The 14,589-nt window shown below is 74.7% G+C and carries 12 protein-coding genes; 1 reads left to right on the forward strand and 11 read right to left on the reverse strand.

What is annotated here, in order from left to right; all coding sequences use genetic code 11:
* Window positions 1–39: 39 nt before the first annotated feature.
* A complete protein-coding gene (locus tag SM450_RS18335; RefSeq protein WP_474620956.1) occupies window positions 40–516 on the forward strand; it encodes a DUF5709 domain-containing protein in 477 nt (158 codons plus the stop codon).
* Window positions 517–535: 19 nt separating this feature from the next.
* Here SM450_RS18335 and SM450_RS18340 read toward each other — a convergent pair whose 3' ends face one another.
* From SM450_RS18340 to SM450_RS18390, 11 genes are all read right to left on the reverse strand, one after another.
* Window positions 536–1,351, reverse strand: coding sequence for a class I SAM-dependent methyltransferase (locus SM450_RS18340; protein ID WP_474620957.1), 816 nt, complete (start codon window positions 1,349–1,351; stop codon window positions 536–538).
* Window positions 1,352–1,357: 6 nt separating this feature from the next.
* Window positions 1,358–2,155, reverse strand: a complete 798-nt coding sequence (locus SM450_RS18345) for an ABC transporter ATP-binding protein (RefSeq protein ID WP_474620958.1) — start codon at window positions 2,153–2,155, stop codon at window positions 1,358–1,360.
* A complete protein-coding gene (locus tag SM450_RS18350; RefSeq protein WP_474620959.1) occupies window positions 2,155–2,898 on the reverse strand; it encodes an ABC transporter ATP-binding protein in 744 nt (247 codons plus the stop codon). The genes SM450_RS18345 and SM450_RS18350 overlap by 1 nt, the downstream gene beginning before the upstream one ends.
* Window positions 2,895–3,941, reverse strand: a complete 1,047-nt coding sequence (locus tag SM450_RS18355; RefSeq protein ID WP_474620960.1) for a branched-chain amino acid ABC transporter permease — start codon at window positions 3,939–3,941, stop codon at window positions 2,895–2,897. Before SM450_RS18355 ends, SM450_RS18350 begins: the two co-directional genes overlap by 4 nt.
* On the reverse strand, window positions 3,938–4,810 hold the full coding sequence (locus SM450_RS18360; protein WP_474620961.1) for a branched-chain amino acid ABC transporter permease: 873 nt from the start codon (window positions 4,808–4,810) through the stop codon (window positions 3,938–3,940). Before SM450_RS18360 ends, SM450_RS18355 begins: the two co-directional genes overlap by 4 nt.
* 5 nt (window positions 4,811–4,815) lie before the next feature.
* On the reverse strand, window positions 4,816–6,009 hold the full coding sequence (locus SM450_RS18365; RefSeq protein WP_474620962.1) for an ABC transporter substrate-binding protein: 1,194 nt from the start codon (window positions 6,007–6,009) through the stop codon (window positions 4,816–4,818).
* Between the two features lie 48 nt (window positions 6,010–6,057).
* Window positions 6,058–6,462 (reverse strand): roadblock/LC7 domain-containing protein, encoded by a 405-nt coding sequence (locus SM450_RS18370; RefSeq protein WP_181567524.1) that lies wholly within the window; start codon window positions 6,460–6,462, stop codon window positions 6,058–6,060.
* 18 nt (window positions 6,463–6,480) lie between these two features.
* The gene (locus SM450_RS18375; RefSeq protein WP_474620963.1) at window positions 6,481–8,949 is read right to left on the reverse strand and encodes a sensor histidine kinase; all 2,469 of its coding nucleotides are present in this window, start codon (window positions 8,947–8,949) and stop codon (window positions 6,481–6,483) included.
* 178 nt (window positions 8,950–9,127) lie between these two features.
* Entirely contained in the window at window positions 9,128–9,565 is a 438-nt protein-coding gene (locus SM450_RS18380; RefSeq protein WP_474620964.1) for a helix-turn-helix transcriptional regulator, read from the reverse strand.
* Window positions 9,566–9,732: 167 nt separating this feature from the next.
* A complete protein-coding gene (locus SM450_RS18385; RefSeq protein ID WP_474620965.1) occupies window positions 9,733–11,001 on the reverse strand; it encodes a cytochrome P450 in 1,269 nt (422 codons plus the stop codon).
* 227 nt (window positions 11,002–11,228) lie between these two features.
* A complete protein-coding gene (locus tag SM450_RS18390; RefSeq protein ID WP_474620966.1) occupies window positions 11,229–14,444 on the reverse strand; it encodes a phage tail protein in 3,216 nt (1,071 codons plus the stop codon).
* Window positions 14,445–14,589: the final 145 nt, after the last annotated feature.

Here is a 14,589-nt window from a genome sequence, read left to right on the forward strand (position 1 = left end):
CGCCGACGGGATTTCTGCGCTGAGATGGCGGAGCGGGACATGACCGGGAAGGGGTCCACGATGAGCCAGGCCGAGCAGATCGGTGACGAATGGAACGTCGCCGAGGACGACGGCGTGCTTGACGCCTCGGACACCCTCGACGACGACCGGGTCGGTGATCCCCTGGACACCGGGATCGCCGCCGCCGACCACTGGACGGCGGCGAACCGGTTCGGCACCACGGCCGCCGAGGAGCGGGCCGGCGACTCGCTCGCGCACCTGCTCGCCCAGGAGGAGCCGGACGTCGACCCGTACGCCGAGCCGGCCGACGACGAGGACGAGCTGACTCGTCGGGGCTACGAGCGGGAGGCGCGGACGGGCCGCCTGGTCGCCGACGACGAGGGTTTCGGCGAGGACGAGCAGGCCGACTCGGTGGCCTGGGACGTCGGCATCGACGGCGGCGGGGCCAGCGCCGAGGAGGCCGCGGTGCACGTCGTCGACGATCCGTTCGGCCCGGGCGACGGCCCGCTGCGCTGATCGCCGGCCCGCCGGGTCGTCACCGCCGTTGCGGGCCCGGCCGCCGGCCCCGGGTCGACACGAACTGGTACGACATCGCCGCGAACGCCGGATCGCGCAGCAGCCGGCGGAAGGCGTCCAACTGGCCTGGTGACAGCCCGGCGTCGAGCAGCTCCGGTTCGAGCTGCCGGGAGTTCGTGCCGTAGAGCGAGATGCCGAGCGAGCCGCCCGGCCAGCTCCGCGCGTGGCTGACGCTGTCCACCTCGACCAGGCCGGCCGCGGTCAGCTCAGCGTGCACGTCCTGCGCCCAGGCCAGGTCCGCGCCGTGGCTCTGGAGGATGCCGAGCATCGCGTCCGTCACCTGGGCGAAGAGCTTCGCCGCGTCGTCGCTCGGCGCGGTCAGCACCCGCAGTGGCGCGGTGCAGTCGAACTCCTCCACGACCAGCCACCCGCCCGGGGCCAGCGCGCCGGCCAGGGTACGCAGGACCCGGCGCCGCTCCGGCAGGTGCAGCAGCACCAGCCGGGCGTGGATCAGGTCGAAGTCGCCCCCGGGCGGCGGCTCGTGGCGCACGTCGTGCCGCCGTACGTCGAGGTTGCCCGCCGGACGCAGGTGCGTCAGGTCGAGGTCGGTGGCGAGCACCCGGCCGGCCGGGCCGACCGCGGCGGCCATCGTCCGGGCGACCGAGCCACCGCCGGCGCCGACCTCCCAGCACCGGGCGCCCGGGGCGAGCAGCGGCCCGGCGATCCGGCCGGTGGTGATCGGGTCCAGGAACGATTCGAGCGCGTGCAGTTGGGGCACCGCGTCGGCGGCGCCGGTGTCGAAGGCGTAGTCGGTCTGGGGGGCATCGGTGGGCATCGCTCCTCATTCCTGTCGCGGTCGGTCGGTTCGCGCGCCCGGAGCTGTCGCCAGCCCGGGCCGGGGCCGGGGAGCCGGTGGCTCCGCGACCGCGGCGACGCTCAGGAGCGCCGCCACCGCGCCGGGGTCGGCCCGGGCGTCGTCGGCCGGACGGTCGTAGACCACCCGGCCGTACTCCAGCACGGCGATCCGGTCGGCGACCTCGATCGCGTACCGGATCTGCTGCTCGACCAGGAGCACGGTCATGCCGGCCCGGGCCAGCGAGCCGACCAGGTCGCGTACCCGGACGGCCAGGTCGGGCGCGAGCCCCTCGCACGGCTCGTCGAGCAGCAGGACGCGGGGCTGGCCGAGCAGGGCGCGGGCGATCGCCAGCATCTGCTGCTCGCCGCCGGAGAGCTGGTCGCCGCGGTGCCGCAGCCGTGCGGAGAGCCGGGGCAGCAGCTCCAGCACCCGGGCGACGGTCCAGCCCTCGCCGCCCGGGGTGGCCGCCCGCCACGGCGCGGCGGCCAGGACGAGGTGCTCGGCCACCGTCAGCCGGGAGAAGACGCGCCGGCCCTGCGGCACCAGCCCGACCCCGGCGCGGGCGATCCGGTGCGGCTGCCGGCCGGCGACCGGCACGCCGCCGATCTCGATCCGCCCGGCCTGCGGCCGGACCAGGCCAGCCACGCAGTGCACGAGCGTGCTCTTGCCGGCGCCGTTGCGGCCCACCACCGCCTGCACGGCGCCGGGCCGCACGTCGAGATCCACCTCGTGCAGCACCGTGCCACCGGCGTAGCCGGCGCGGAGCGCTTCGATGCGCAGCATTACGTCACCCCCTCCGCGTACGCCTGAAGCACCGGGCCGGACGCGCGGATCTCGGCGGGCGACCCGGTGGCGAGCGTCCGGCCGTCACGCAGCACGGTGACCGTGTCGCAGAGCGCGTAGACCAGGTCCAGCCGGTGCTCGACAAGCAGGACCGCGACCGCGCGGGGCAGCCCGCGCAGGAACTCCACCAACCGTCCGGCCTCCACCGTGGACAGCCCGGCGGCCGGCTCGTCGAGCAGCAGCAGCCGCGGTCGGCCGGCGAGCGCCACGGCGATCTCCAGTTGCCGACGCTGCCCGTGGGCGAGCTGGCCGGCGGGCGTCGCGGCGAGGTCGCCGAGGCCCACCCGGTCCAGCAGCGCGTCCGCGGTGCGCCCGGCCGCCCGCCGCCGGGCCGTCGGGTGCCACCGTCCGGGCCGCTCGGCCCGGGGCAGCGCGGCGACAAGCACGTTCTCCCGGGCGGTAAGCGAACCCCAGACGGCGGGACGCTGGTGGATCCGGCCGACGCCGCGCCGGGCTCGGGCGGCCGGGCCGAGCTTTGTGACGTCCCGCCCGCCCAGCCGGATCCGACCGGCGGTCGGCCTGGTGGCGCCGGCCACCACGTCGAGCAGCGTGGTCTTGCCCGCGCCGTTCGGCCCGATGAGCGCGTGTCGCTGGCCGGGCGGGATCCGCAGGTCGACCGCGTCCAGCGCGACGAGCGACCCGTAGCGCACGGTGACCGCCTCGGCGGTGAGCAGGGGCGTCATGCGCGTACCCCGGTCGTGGCGGGCTGCCGACGCGCCTCGGCGGGGTGCGCCTGCGGGGTGGCCGGCCGGCCGCGCCGGGCCGCCGGCCGGGCGGACCGGGCGGTGGGCAACAGGTGCGCGGCCACGACGAAGGCCAGCCCGAGCACCAGCGGCCCCTGGCCGGGCAGCGCGCCGAACAGCCAGTCCCGGGCGGCGACGACGAGCACCGCGCCGACGAGCGCGCCGCCGACCGAGCTGGTGCCGCCGACGACCACGCCGAGCAGCAGCAGCGCGGAGGTGTCGAAGCCGAAGTCGGCAGGCGAGACGTACTGCTGGGCGGTGACCAGCAGGGAGCCGGCCGCCCCGGCGATCGCGCCGGCGGCGACGTGGACGCCCGCCACGTGCGCCGGCACGCGGTGCCCGCTGGCCCGCAGCCGCGCCTCGTCGTCGCGGCCGGCGCGCAGCAGCAACCCGACCCGGGTCCGCAGCACCAGCAGCACCAGGCCGGCGAGCGCCGCGACTGCCACGAGCGTGTAGAGGTAGCGGGCCCGGTCGGTGGCCAGCACCGGCAGCCCCCACCACGGGCGCGTCGGGGCGATGCCGGCCAGCCCGTCGGTGCCGCCGGTCACCGAGGTCCACCGCCCGGCGAGGACCACCGCCAGCTCACCGATCGCCAGCGTGATCATCAGGAGCACCACCCCCCGGGCCGGGAGCACGAGCGGCAACGCGACCACGGCCAGCGCCGCGCCCGCCGCCGCCGCGACGAGCAGGTGCGCCGGCCCGACGTCGGAGAACTGGCCGCCGGCCACCACGCCGGCGTACGCGCCGGCCGCGTACGGCGCGGTCTGCCCGAGCGTGGGCAGCCCGGCGACGCCGGTAAGCAGCGCGACGCTCACCGCGACCAGGCCCAACGCCAGCGTGCGGGCCAGCAGCGCCACGGTGTAGTCGTCCACCGCCCAGGGAGCGGCGACCAGCCCGGCAAGCACCGCCGCGGTGACGACCAGCCGCAGCGCCCGCACCGCCCGCTCCCCGCCGGCGACAAGCCGCAGCGCCCACTCCCTCATGTCGCCCTCCGCGCGGCGACCAGACCGCGGGCCCGGACCGCGAGGACGACCGCCATGGCGGCGAAGAGCAGGAACGGGGCGGCCGACGGGACGAGCGCCACGCCGAGCGTCTGGATCTGGCCGACCGCAAGCGCCGCAAGCAGCGTGCCGGTCATCGAGCCGAGGCCGCCGAGAACCACCACGACCAGGGAGAGGAGCAGCACCGCGTCGGCGGTGCCGGGCCCCGGGCGGATGATCGGCGCGCCGAGCACGCCGGCGGCCCCGGCCAGCGCGCCGGCCGCGGCCAGCACGCCGACCCGGACCACCGCCGGGCTCACCCCGAGCGTGGCGACCATCTCGGCGTCGTCGACCGCCGCGCGCACCAGCATGCCGGCCCGGGTGCGGCGCACCGCCAGGTGCAGCAGGCTGGCGAGCAACCCGGCCACCACGATGAAGACCAGCCGGTACGCCGCGTAGCGGTGACCCGCGAGCGCCACCGACCCGTCGAGCGCCGCCGGTACCCGTACCGGCGGGTCGTCCGGGCCGAACGCGGCCACGAGCAGGCTGCCGCCGGCCAGCGCGACGCCGAAGGTGAGCAGCGCCTGGGTGAGGTGCCCGGCCGTCGCGACCCGGGTGAGCAGCACCGCGACGAGCGCGCCGGCGGCGGTGGCGGCGGCCACGCCGACCGCCAGCGCCAGCGCCAGGCTGGGCCAACCGCCGTCCAGCAGCGCGGCGGCGGTGTAGCCGCCGATCGCGAAGAGCGTGCCGTGGGCGAGGTTGAGGATGCCGGCCACACCGAAGCAGAGCACCAGCCCGGCCGCGGCGACGAACACCAGCAGCCCGTAGGCGACCCCGTCCAGGGCCGGGACGACGTACGGGTCGATCGGCACGCCGGTCAGCCCCCCACGGTGGCCAGGTCGCCGACCACCGTGTTCGACAGCGCCCGCCCGTCCTGGCGGACCTGGCGCAGATACCACTTCTGCACCGGCGCGTGGGTGGTCGGCGAGAACTGCCAGGTGCCGCGCGGGCTGGCGATCTGCCCGAGCTGCCCGATGGCGGCGTTGATCTTCTCCGGGGTGGCGTCGTCGCCGGCCGCCGCGACCGCCCGGTCCAACACCGCCGCCGCGTCGTAGGAGGCCATCGCGTAGGTCGTCGGGGAGCCGTCGTGCTCGGCCTTCCAGGCGGCCACGAACGCCCGGTTCTCCGCGTTGTCGAGGTCGGGCGAGTAGTTCAACACCGAGTAGATGTCCCGCGCGGCGTCGCCCTGCGCGTCGAGCACCCCGCCCTCGGTCAGGAAGCCGGCGGCGTAGAGCGGCACGTCCTTGATCTCCGACTGGGCGTACTGCTTGACGAAGTCGATCGCCGCGCTGCCGGCGTAGAACGTGTAGACCGCGTCCGCGCCGGACGCCTTGATCCGGGCGAAGTACGGGGTGAAGTTGGTGGTCGCCGGGAACGGCGTGAACGTGGTCTTGCCGTCGGGGTTGGCGAGCTTGCCGCCGGCGGCGGCGAACGCCTCGGTGAAGCCGCGCAGCTCGTCCCAGCCGCCCTGGTAGTCCGGGCCGATGGCGTAGACGCTGCCCGTGACGTCCTCGCGCACGTGCCCCGCGATCGCCTGGCCGGGCTCGTCGGAGAGGTAGGAGGTGTGCCACACCCGGGACACGTCCTTGATCTCCGGCCGTCCGTTGGAACCGACGAACGGCACCTTCGTCTCGTTGAGCAGCGGATAGACCGCGGCCACCGAGCCGCCGCCGACGATGCCGGTCAGCGCCACCACCCGGTCCTGTTTGAGCAGCTTGGTGGCGGCGGGCACGGCGGTCGCCGCGCCGTTGCCCTCGTCCGCGACGACAAGCTCGACCTTCCGGCCGCCGAGCTTGCCGTCGTGGCCGGACAGGTAGAGCTGGAAGCCGTCGCGGATGTCCTTGCCGACCGACTGGTAGGTGCCGGAGAGCGACGCGAGCAGGCCGATCTTGACGGGGCCGCCGGAGCCGGCGGCCGGCCCGTCGTCGGCGCAGGCGGACGCCGCGAGCAGGACGAGGGCGAGCAGCGCCGCGGTGCGGGCACGGCTGCGCCGGGGCAGGGTCAGGGACATGGTGTCTCTCCTGTGTTCAGGGGTGCGGATCCGGCGGGTCGCCGGCGGTCAGCGGCTGCGGCTCAGGGCCGCCCGGGCCGCGGGGGTGAGCGCGTCACCGATGCGGTTCGCCAGCTCGGTCATCTCGTAGGAGACCTTGCCGACGTCGCACCGCGGGTCGGCCAGCACGAGCAGTGAGGCGCCGTCGTTGAAGGCCATGGAGAACATGAAGCCGCCCTCCAACTGGGTCACGTTGGAGATCACCGCGCCGGCGTCGAAGAACGCAGCCGCGCCGCGCAGCAGGCTGACCAACCCGCTGCCGGTCGCCGCGAGCTGGTCGGCCCGGTCGGGCGGGAGGCCACGGGTGGCGGCCACCATCAGCCCGTCGCTGGAGATGGCGATCGCGTGGGTGACCTCGGTGGCGCGCTCGGCGAAGGCGTCCAGCAGCCAGCCGAGATCCTGGTGATCGGTCACGTGCGCTCCCTTGTCGGGTCAGTGGGTGATCAGGTTGGGCCGGCGGCCGGCGACACCGCGGGCGTACGCGGCCATCGCGGTGGCCACCCGGGCCGGGTCGCGGTGCTCGTTGGCCGGCCGGGGCGCCGGGACGCCGCCCGGCACCAGGTGCTCCTGCGGCTGCCGCCGGGGCAGCCCGGACGTGGTGGTGCCGACGGCCCGGGGCTCGTCGGCGCGGGCCGCCGTGTGCCAGGCGTCGTCGGCGGGGCCGGCCCAGGACGTGCCGTCGCCGTCCGGCCGGTCCGCCTGGAACCAGTGGTTGACCTGGTGGAAGATGACCAGCTCCTCGGTGGGCGCGTCGCCGGCGGCGGCCGTCACCGGCTGGAAGACCGGGGCGACCGGGAGCGGCCGGTCGGCGGCCGGTCCGCCGGCCCACGGCTGCGGGGCGGGCCGTGGGCCGGCGGACACGACGGGGGCCCGCCCGGCCGGGGAGGCGACCGTGCTGCGGGCCGCCCGGCGGGATGGCCGTTCGGGGGTGAGCAGGAACTCCTCGGGGGGCAACGACCGGATCAACCCGGCCGGGAGCGCCACCTCGGCGATGGTGCCGCGACGCGGCCCGGACCGGAGCTGGACGGCGGCGCCCAGCCGCGTGGCGAGCTGCCCCACCACGACCAGGCCCATCGCCCGGACGGTGGCCACGTCGATGGCGGGCGGCTGGGCGAGCAGGTCGTTGAGCTGTTGCCGCCGGTGCGGGGGCAGCCCGACGCCCTCGTCGCTGATCTGCACGATCACCCGGTCGCCGAGGCTGCGGCCGGTCACCCACGCCTCGGTCGCCGGCGGCGAGTAGCCGGTGGCGTTCTCCATCAGCTCGGCGAGCAGGTGCACCACCTCGTCGACCGACTCGGCGGCCACCGCCACGTCGCCGTCCACCAGGCCGAGGCGGATGCGGGCGTAGTGCTCGATCTGGCTCTGCGCGGCCTGGAGCACCTGCGGCAGCGGCACGTCGTGGTGGCGGACCCGCCCGACGCCCACCCCGCCGAGCACGAGCAGGCTGGCGTTGATCCGGCCCATCCGGGTGGCGAGGTTGTCGAGCGCGTAGAGCCGGTGCAGCCGGTCCGGATCGGTCTCGTCCCGCTCGACCAGGTCCACCTGGGCCAGTACGGCGTCGACCAGCCGCTGCTCCCGCCGGCTCAGGTGGATGAAGATCTCCTGGGTGTTGGCCCGCATCACGGCCTGCTCCGCCGCGGTCCGCACAGCGGCCCGGTGCACCGCGTCGAACGCCTGCCCGACCTCGCCGATCTCGTCGTCGCCGGAGACCTCGAGCGTGTCGACGGCCTGCCTGCGGGCCAGCTCGTCCGGGTCCACCGAGGCGCTGTCCCGCTCCTGCAACCGGGCCACCACCTGGGGCAGCCGCTCGTACGCGACCGCGTTCGCCGCGTCCCGCAGTCGCCGCAGCCGGCGGGTGATCTGGCGGGCCACCGCCCAGGTGACGAGCGCGGTCAGCAGCAGGGCCAGCACGGCCGCCGCCGCCTCCACGACGGTGCGCCGGCGTTGGTCGGCGTGGGCGGCGCGGATGTCGTCGAGCACCGCGCCGTCGACCCGCAGGCGCAGCTCGGCCAGGCGTACCGCCCACTGCTGGGTGGCGGTGAGCCAGGTGTCCAGGTCCAGTTCGAGGCGGCCACCGGCGGCCGTCCGGGCCACCTGGTCGAGGATTCGTTGCAGCCGCAGGGCGCTCTCGCCGCTGCCGGCCTGCTCCCACCAGCCCTGCCAGGCGGGCCGGGCGAGGGACAGGAAGGCGAGCGACGCCTCGGTGAAGCCGGTCCGGGCGGCGGTGATGTCCTGCTGCAACGCGGGCGTGACCTGGCCGGCGGTGACCGCGCGCAGCACTGCCACCTGTTGCTGGCCGACCGTCTCGGACACCTTGGACAGCGCGGCGGAGGCCCGGATGCCGTCCGCGATCCGCGGGTTGACCACGCCGAGGGTGGCGCTTTCCCGCAGGGCGAGCAGGTCGGCGATGACGATCCGGTAGCTGAAGGTCATCGCCGAGACCGAGGCGCGCTCGGCGGTGCGTACCTGCGCGCGCAGCGGGGCGAGGCCGGCCAGCGCCGCGTCGATGCGCGGCAGGACGGCCCGTTCGGCGGCGGCCCCCGCGGGCACCCGGGCGCGCTGTCGGCGGTATCCGGCGACCGCGGTGTCGGTGGCGGCGGTGGCGGCGGCGAACGCGTCCTGTTGCTCCGGAGCGCCCCGGGTCAGCAGGTCGGCGGCGACGATCCGCTCGTGCTGGAGGCGGTGGGCCAGGCCGCCCGCCTCGGCGCCGAGCTGGGCGAGTTGGCCGAGAGCGCTGGCGCGGGCGGTCTGCCTGGCGCTCTCGGTGAGCGCCAGGCCGGCGAAGCCCATCACGGCGACGAGCGGGGCGGCCACGATGAGGCGCATCCGGCCGCCGATGCGCCACCGGCGGCGGCGGGTCGGGTACGCTCGGGCCGCGTGGGACCTCGTGCTCGACGCCACTGCTGACTCCCCGCACTGATCGGCAAAGTTCTATCTGCATTTGCGGATTGCACGTCTCATTGCGCCGGAAGCCATGCGTCGAGACCAGACCCGGCCGTGGTACAAACAGGCCGTACCAGCATCTGTACCCAGAGTTGACGACACCGACGGCACCCCGAGGCGTTGGGCGCCGGGCCGGTCAGCCCCGGCCGACCGCCGACGGCGGCGGGCCCTCGGGTTCGGGCTGGGCGAGCACCTGGCCGATCAGCTCCCGCAGCTCGTCGATCGCCGCGACCACCGCCTGCGGATCGTGCGGATCGCGTCGTACGGCCGGAAGTCCGACCGGTTCCGGCTCGCCGGACCGGGGCCCGCGCCGCCCGTCCGCCGCCAACTGTGCCGCCGCCACAAGCGGCCACAGCTCCGCCAGCCGGCCGCCGGTGGCGAGCACCTCGTCGCAGCGGACGGCGAACTCCTGGCTGCCGAACCGCCGGCCGGACTCGACCGCGGCGACCGTCTCCCGGCTGAACCGCACCCGCTCGGCGAGCGCCCGCTGGGTCAGGCCGCGCCGGGTCCGCCAGCGGCGCAGCTCGGCACGGAACTGGTGGCTGGCGGCGGAGGGAGCGGGCGTGCGATCCATGTGCTCACCTTCGCGACGCCGGGCCGGCATCGGCAGCAGATCGAGGGTGGGTGGTGACTGGACAGTCGCAGGGGGTCATTCTTAACCCACCGGCACGTGGGTGTGAAGACGTGAACGCCCTGCGTGTCCGCTCCCGCCGGTCGGTCGACACCCGCATCGGGACGCGGTCACGCCGCCGGTCGGGCGGCCGGTCGCCGACCCGCCGGCGCCGCCGCGTCGACAGTCACCGGCAGCGCGCGGTGCGCGCGGAACGCCAGATTGGGCCGGAAGACCCGGTGGTGCCCGGGCGCCGGGCGCAGATCCGGCAGGGCCGCGGCGAGACGGGTGAGCGCGGTGCCCGCCTCCAGCCGGGCCAGCGCCGCGCCGATGCAGAAGTGCGGCCCGTGCCCGAAGGAGAGATGGTCGTGCGCGTCCGTCCGGTCCGGATCGAACCGGTGCGGGTGGCCGAACACCGCCGGATCCCGGTTGGCCGCGCCGATCAGCAGCAGGCAGCGTGCCCCGGCGGGAATGGCGACGCCGCCGAGCGTGACCGGCCGGTTGGTCACCCGCAGCCAGCCGTCGATCGCGGGCGCGTACCGCAGCGTCTCGGTGAGGAACGCCGGCACCCGCTCCGGCCGGTTCGCGAGCGACCGCCACCGGCCCGGCTCGGACAGCGCCCGGTCCACCGCGTGGGCGAGCAGCCCGGCGGTGGTCTCGTGGCCGGCGACAAGCAGGTTGAACACGATGCTGGCGGCCTCGGCGGTGGTCAGGACCTCGTCGTCGCCGCCCCGGTACGCCAGCAGCTCGGTCACGTAGTCGTCACCGCCGCCGTCCAGCCGACGCCGGACGAGGTCCTGGCAGTAGCGCCAGAACTCCAACAGCCCGCCGGCCAGCCGGACCTGCTCGGCCGGGTCCGGGCTCCCCCAGACCAGGGCGATCTGGCCGTCGGCCCAGGCCCGGATCCGCGGCACGTCGCGCGCCGGCACGCCGAGGATGTCCAGCAGGACCAGCAGCGGCAGCTCGGCGGTGAACTCCGGCACGAGGTCGACCTCGGCCCCGGCCCGGGCGACCAGGCGTGCCACCAGCTCGTCCACCCGGCGACGGACGATCCGGCCGTAGCGCTGCTCGACCCGTTCCGGGGTGTTGGCGAACGTCACCCGCAGCGCCCGCCGGGTCCGTGGATGCACGGGCGGGTCGGCGGCGGCGGTGGTGGGTGGCGCGTCGATCTGGGCGACCAGGGCCAGCGCCTCCGGGCAGATGTCGTACACCGGGGCGAGGGTGAGCGCGTTGCCGAACGACTGAGCGTCGGCAAGCGCCCGCCGCACGTCGGCATGCCGGGTGACGAGCCACAACCCGAGTTCCTCGTCGTGGTGCACCCCGCCGTCGCGGTCCAGCAGCCGGGCCCAGACGCCGGCCGGATCGGTGAGATACGCTCCCGCGAACGGATTCAACCGCATGACCGCCTCCTGCGCTACCGGCCGCTCTCCTTACCGTGCGCTGCCGGCAGAACACGAGTCAAGATGTGCCGGCATCAATCTGTTTCTGCCGCTTTCCCGCACCTTGCGCCCTGCGCCTTGCCATCCGGATGACCGTGCTCACGGGATTGCCGTCCGCCCCTGACGGCCGCGGGCCGGCCCGGCACCGAGAGATTCGACGCCGGACCGGCCCACGGAGCGACGACGGCTCAGTCGGTGACGGTCACCGAGACGGTACGGGGCGGCTGCTGGTACTGCCCGTAGTTGTCAAGCCCGCGGATCGTCACCGTGTACGTGCCGGCCGGGACGACCGGAGACGTGTAGGCAAAGTTCGACCCCGGGGAACCCGGGCTGGTGAGGAACGCCGCGATCCACGTGCCCGCCCGGCCGAACGTGCCGGCCGCGTTCATCCCCTGCCCGGCGCTGTTGGTGATCTGGAGCTCCACCTTCTGCATGCCGACGTCGTCGACGGCCCGGCCGGTCACCACGATCCGGCCACCGGAGTAGACCTCGCCCTCAACCGGCGTGATGCTCGGCTCCAGCCTCGGGTCGAGGTCGCCGGGGTAGACCAGGTACTTCGCGGTGGCGCCGGAGGTGTTCCCGTCCTGTTGGCCGACCGTGTCCACGGCCCACGCCTCGACGCTGTAGGTGCCCTTCGTGGGCAGGTCGATCGAGAGCGTGAACGCGGTGCTCGTCGCGTCCGGGTCGACGAGTGTCGCGTCGACCGTGGCGAACGCGGCGGCCATCGTGCCGTTGGGCTGCACGTACCGGCCGGTGTCCAGGTCGCGCAGCGCCACCCGGACCGCCCGGACGCCCTTGTCGTCGGTGGCCGTGCCGCTCAGGTCGAGGTGTAGCTGGTCGATGTTCTGGTCGGTGCCGGTGAAGTTGAGCCGCCCGTTCGGGAAGGCGTCGCCTGGCGTCTGCGCGGTGACGGTGAGCCGGCCCAGGTTGGAGTTGGACGTGGTCAGGCCGAGATTGTCGGTCGCGCGTACCCGGAAGTCGTACACCCCGGGGGTCAGCGGCACGGTGGTGAAGGACCAGTCGAACGTCGGGGCGTTCAGGTTGGTCGGTGAGATCCGGTGGTACGCGGCGACCGAGTCGGCGCCCCAGGTGCCGTCGGCGGCGAGCGCCTCACGTGTGGTGTTGTTGCGCAGGTAGATCTCGACCGACTTCAGCGCGTCCTCGTCGGCGGCGGTGCCGGCGAACGTGACAGTCGCCCCGGGCGCCACGGTCAGCGGCGCGGCGGAGGTCGGCGGCGTCATCGCCACCGGCGCGGTGATCGCCACCGTCGGCGGGACGCCGGTGGCCGAGACGGTCCAGTCCCGGGTGTCGCCGCGCAGGTCGCTCTGCCCGACCGTGTCGACGGCCGTGGCGGTCATCCGCCACTGCCCCTCGATCGGCAACGTCACCTCGTACTGCCAGGTGGCGGACTTCGCGCCGATCACGTCCGGCTCGCCGCGGAACGTGTTGTAGACCGCCGCGACGCTGCCGTCGTCCTGGAGGTAGCGGTTGTCCGGGGTGCGGAACGAATAGATCATCGAGCTGACGCCCTGGTCGTCGGTGGCGGTGCCGCTGGCCACGAAGCTCTTCGTGGCGAGCAGTCCGGCGGCCGGCGCGCTGATCCGGGTCGACGGCGGGAGATCGTCGAAGCGGAACGCCTCGATCTTCTTGATCGCCTTCGTGGTGTCGCCGGTCCCGTCGCGGGCGAACGTCTTGGCCTGGATCTGGTAGGTGCCGGCGGGCAGCGACACCGGCAGCGTCCACGTGGTGGACGTGGCGTTCGGCGCGGCGACCGTGGCGTTGATGCCCTTGAACGCGCCCCAGGTGGTCATGTCGGCCTGGAGGTACTTACCGCTGGTGCGGTCCATGATCTCGACCTGGACCTTCGACACGCCGGCCGGGGCGAGCGCCTGCCCGCCGAGGTCGAACGACTCGCCGGCCTGCTTCACCGCGCCCTCGATCGGGGTGGTGATCGTGGTGTCCAGCGGCGACGGCGCGGGCTCGGCGGACAGGTCGAAGAAGGCCACCCGGCCGGTCGTCTTGCCGCCCTTGACGTTGCCGTCGCCGCCGACGAGCAGGCCACGCGACGTGGCGAGCATCGCCTTCTCCCCCTCGTACGAGTTGGAGCCGGGGTTCCACTCCAGCGCGGTGCCGGTGACCGGGTCCAGCGCGCCGAGGTGGTCGCGGCGGACCACCTGGTCGCCGAGGCCGTAGCCGCTCAGGCCCTGGCCGGTGCCGTAGCCGACGTTGTCCAGGCCGGGCCAGGGCACGTTCGAGGTGGGCGACTCCTGCCAGCTGAAGTGGCCGCCGACGTAGACGGCGGTGTCGGTGATCGCGACCGAGTAGATGCTGTCGAAGTGCCGGGAGACCCAGAGCGGCTCGACGTGGTCGTTTCCGGTCAGCGAGTACGCGATGGCGGTGTCGTTGATCGGCGGGCGGTCGCCGCCGGAGCCGCTTGTGACGACGAAGTACGAGTCGTCCGGCGCGATGTCGCCGGCGAAGACGCGCTGGATGCCGCCGACGAAGGAGAGGTTGTCCTCCCACAGTCGGGTCCGCCACGGCAGCAACGACTTGCTTGCCGTGGCGATCAGCGCCACCCCGTAGCGGTCCTGGCCGGCGATCTGCCGGCCGGTGTGCACGACGAGAAGCTTGCTGCGGTCGTGGGTGAGCTTGAGTTGCTGCACGGTGAGCATGCCGCCGACACCGATCCCGCCGGTGAGCGGCAGGTTGAACGCGGTGTCGACCGCGCCGGTGGTGGGGTTGACGGCGGCGAGGCCGCTGCGGGCGACCCCGTTCACGGTGGCGAACTGGCCGCCGACGTAGACCGCGGTGGGGCTCACCGCCAGCGCGGTGGCCCGCGCGTTCGCGGTCGCGGTGAACGCGGCGACCGGCGCGCCGGTGGTCGGGTTGAGCCGGGCGACCTTGCGCTTGGTGACCCCGTTGATCGTGTTGAACGAGCCCGCGATGTAGAGCGACGCCCCGTCCGGCGACGCCTCGACGGCCGCCACCGCGCCGTCGATGGTCGGCTTGAAGCCGGTGTCCACCTTGCCGGTGTCGAGGTTGTACGACGCGAGCGACTTCTGCGCGATCGCCGTGCCGCCGACGTTGGTGATCGAGGTGAAGGTGCCGGCGATGAAGACCCGGTTGCCGATCACCTCGATGTCGGTGATCTCACCGTTGTTGATCCGCGGCGTGTCGGCGCGGGGCGTGGTCGGCATCAGCCGGGTGTCCCCCGGCGTGACCTGTGCCCTGGTGGCGACCGTACGGGCGGCGCCGAGCGCGGCCCGGCCACCCATCGCCTGGGCGCCGGTCTGCCCGGCGGCGCCCGCGTCGGTGACGGTGACGGCGGCGGCGAGCGCCGGCACTCCCGCCACCACGACCGCGCCCGCGGCGAGCACCGCGACGGCGCGACTCCAAACTCGCATCGAGTCAACTCTCCCTGTCCGCGCGGACGGCGCCCTCGGGTGGCTCCCGACTCCCTCCGTCCGCGTGCCGGAGGTCACCGTAGGGAGGCAAGGAGTTCTCGCGATACGCCGCCGCGCCGGTTATCGACCGCTCGGCATCAATTTC

Source organism: Micromonospora marincola (assembly GCF_056150385.1).

What these genes read in the sequence shown, in the direction of transcription:
- SM450_RS18385 (WP_474620965.1), bottom strand. Translation starts at nt 11,001, where the DNA reads ATGCGGTTGAATCCGTTCGCGGGAGCGTATCTCACCGATCCGGCCGGC.
- SM450_RS18390 (WP_474620966.1), bottom strand. Translation starts at nt 14,444, where the DNA reads ATGCGAGTTTGGAGTCGCGCCGTCGCGGTGCTCGCCGCGGGCGCGGTC.
- SM450_RS18350 (WP_474620959.1), bottom strand. Translation starts at nt 2,898, where the DNA reads ATGACGCCCCTGCTCACCGCCGAGGCGGTCACCGTGCGCTACGGGTCG.
- SM450_RS18365 (WP_474620962.1), bottom strand. Translation starts at nt 6,009, where the DNA reads ATGTCCCTGACCCTGCCCCGGCGCAGCCGTGCCCGCACCGCGGCGCTG.
- SM450_RS18355 (WP_474620960.1), bottom strand. Translation starts at nt 3,941, where the DNA reads ATGAGGGAGTGGGCGCTGCGGCTTGTCGCCGGCGGGGAGCGGGCGGTG.
- SM450_RS18380 (WP_474620964.1), bottom strand. Translation starts at nt 9,565, where the DNA reads ATGGATCGCACGCCCGCTCCCTCCGCCGCCAGCCACCAGTTCCGTGCC.
- SM450_RS18335 (WP_474620956.1), top strand. Translation starts at nt 40, where the DNA reads ATGACCGGGAAGGGGTCCACGATGAGCCAGGCCGAGCAGATCGGTGAC.
- SM450_RS18340 (WP_474620957.1), bottom strand. Translation starts at nt 1,351, where the DNA reads ATGCCCACCGATGCCCCCCAGACCGACTACGCCTTCGACACCGGCGCC.
- SM450_RS18345 (WP_474620958.1), bottom strand. Translation starts at nt 2,155, where the DNA reads ATGCTGCGCATCGAAGCGCTCCGCGCCGGCTACGCCGGTGGCACGGTG.